Origin of the sequence: Pseudomonas parakoreensis, assembly GCF_021602155.1 — a bacterium.
GTDB lineage: Bacteria > Pseudomonadota > Gammaproteobacteria > Pseudomonadales > Pseudomonadaceae > Aquipseudomonas > Aquipseudomonas parakoreensis.
Window position 1 is genome coordinate 1 of the sequence record NZ_BQHY01000058.1, and the last position, 1,370, is coordinate 1,370.

At 54.7% G+C, this 1,370-nt stretch carries 3 protein-coding genes; 1 reads left to right on the top strand and 2 read right to left on the bottom strand.

Annotation, left to right across the window (positions count from 1 at the left end):
• Window positions 1–472: hypothetical protein (locus tag L6D63_RS28325; RefSeq protein WP_236170510.1), on the top strand; the 472-nt coding region annotated here is incomplete at its 5' end.
• A 24-nt stretch (window positions 473–496) separates the two neighbouring features.
• Here L6D63_RS28325 and L6D63_RS28330 read toward each other — a convergent pair.
• Window positions 497–973, bottom strand: a complete 477-nt coding sequence (locus L6D63_RS28330) for a hypothetical protein (RefSeq protein ID WP_131671973.1) — start codon at window positions 971–973, stop codon at window positions 497–499.
• Window positions 974–1,028: 55 nt separating this feature from the next.
• A complete protein-coding gene (locus tag L6D63_RS28335) occupies window positions 1,029–1,340 on the bottom strand; it encodes a hypothetical protein (protein ID WP_108183211.1) in 312 nt (103 codons plus the stop codon).
• Window positions 1,341–1,370 lie beyond the last annotated feature (30 nt).

A 1,370-nucleotide genomic window follows, 5' to 3' on the forward strand; every position in this document is an offset into this window, starting at 1 on the left:
GTCCGCGGTGTTTGCCTGGAAGTCAGCCCGAGAGGCTCGACAGGCAAACAAAATAAGCATTCACGAATATCAAAGAAAACTATATGAGGCTTTCACAGAAGCGTTTCATCTGGTTAAAGAGAATGGAATGCATACCGATCTGCGCGAGTTTGCGAAGATTACTACGCACATAAAAACTTCTAGGCTTTATGTTGATGAGGCAATTTCTGCGGAGCTAGAAAGTTTTTACGAAGCCTTTATTGTTGTGTATGACGCTGAATGCAAGCGTAAGCGTGCTTACGCTGAAAGCGCTGAGGCATCAAAGCGAAATTTGATTGGTGGCAACGTGAGCCCGTTAGCAAATTCCATCTCAGAGCGGGCGGACTCCTTCGCAGAACAGTGCGAGTACGATGCCGATCTTGCGTTACATAACCTTTATAGAATAGGAGCGGATATAGATAAGCGCATAATTGAGTACATAAAGTTGATTTAAACCACTAATCTTTGAAGGAATGAATTACTGAATAGGAAGGCTGCGGACCGGGCGCGCGACGCGCTCGTAGTTCTTGACGTAGTTGTAGAGCCAGCCAGCTTCAAAGTCCATGAAGTAGGCGGTGTTGGCGGAGAACTGCGAACTCAGCCAGTGCCAACGATCTTCGCGTAGGGTGACCAAGCCTTCGGACTTCGCCGCCATCAGCAGAGCGCCTTCGAGGTAGGACGGGATGTGCGCATCCAGCTCCAAGGCCTTCACCGCGATATCGTTGCCGGCTTCGGCCATGGCGCGGGTATTTGCGGCACCATCACTGAGGCTCTTGGCGCCGGCGACGTCCTCGCCGTACTTACCCCAGCTGCCGATCAGTTCGTTGTCGAGCAGCACCAAGGCGCGCTCTTCGCCGTTCAACCAATAGCGAGCGAAGAAGGTGCCACCGGCGAGAGGTTGACCGCGCTCTGGCAGGTCGGCGGCCGCTACGGATTGTTGTGCATGTTCAGTCATGATTTTCTCCGGGTATGTGCCGCCCTCCGTGACCGGATGCGCAGCGTGAGGGTGGTTATTCGTCGTGAGTGATGCGAAGGGCTTCGCGGTCGTGGGCAAGCTTCAATTTCCGCGACACGTTTTCAGGAATTTCGTATTTGTGTCGCGGCGGCGTGAGTAAGGGAAGGGCGCCGCCCGGGCCAAGGCCATGCAGGTGGTGAATCATCAGCGTGATGGCTTCGCCCGGTTCTTCGATTCCGCTCCAGGCCATCAGGTCAGCAAGGGCTTGGCGCGTAGCTGGCAGGGTGTGGAACCGAACCTCTACTTCGCCGCGGCTCTTCCTCTTCGCCGCGGCTTTCGCTGAGCGATCTGCATTGCTCTTGGCCATGGCTTACCTCTTCAATTCCGCTGGCCGGCA

Coding starts and splice junctions, on each gene's coding strand:
- L6D63_RS28330 (WP_131671973.1), bottom strand. CDS start 973: ATGACTGAACATGCACAACAATCCGTAGCGGCCGCCGACCTGCCAGAG.
- L6D63_RS28335 (WP_108183211.1), bottom strand. CDS start 1,340: ATGGCCAAGAGCAATGCAGATCGCTCAGCGAAAGCCGCGGCGAAGAGG.